This window comes from Nocardiopsis alba, from assembly GCF_000710955.1.
Lineage (GTDB): Bacteria > Actinomycetota > Actinomycetes > Streptosporangiales > Streptosporangiaceae > Nocardiopsis > Nocardiopsis alba.
The window spans coordinates 1-580 of sequence record NZ_BAZE01000022.1 but is presented as its reverse complement, the minus strand read 5'-3'; the positions used below and the strand labels follow the sequence as shown (position 1 = coordinate 580).

The window sequence follows — 580 nt, the reverse complement described above, 5'->3', positions numbered from 1 at the left end:
GTGCGGTTTCTCGGCCGCCGTGGTCACCAGCACGCGCATCTGCGCCCCTCCTCAGCCTCCGTACACGAGTACCCCCGGACGGTGATGCTCCGCCGTCCGAAGGACGTACGCGACAGCCGCCCGGGCGCCGGACAAGGAATACCGGAAAGACCGCTTCACCGGGTTTCGACGACCACCTCGGGCGCTGAGGCCCATCTCCGTCGCCCTCTGTTGCTCATGTGAATCCTGGTGCCCATGGGGGCATCACACGTGCTCTGGGCCTCCCGGCCGCGCCGGGCGTCCGGCCCCACCACCAAGGGCCGACGGCGCCTGGCCGCCCGACCGATGCCCGGATACTCTGCCCCTCCCCCGCGCCACCGCGGGTGTGGCGACGCGGGCACGACGTCGAAACGGGCCCGTTCTCAGAGAGGGGTACAGCGATGCGGGTGGTCGTCGCGACGATCGCGGAACGGACCGATCTGCTCAACCTGGTTCCGTTGGCGTGGGCGTTGAGGTCGGCGGGGCACGAGGTGGTGGTGGCCAGCCAGCCGGAGCTGGCCGGCGCGGTCTCCGCCGCCGGGCTGCCCTTCGCCCCGGTCGG

At 71.9% G+C, this 580-nt stretch carries 1 pseudogene; it reads left to right on the top strand.

The window, feature by feature from the left end:
- Window positions 1-419: 419 nt before the first annotated feature.
- Window positions 420-580: pseudogene (locus tag TR33_RS27535) on the top strand (activator-dependent family glycosyltransferase); the annotation flags it as partial.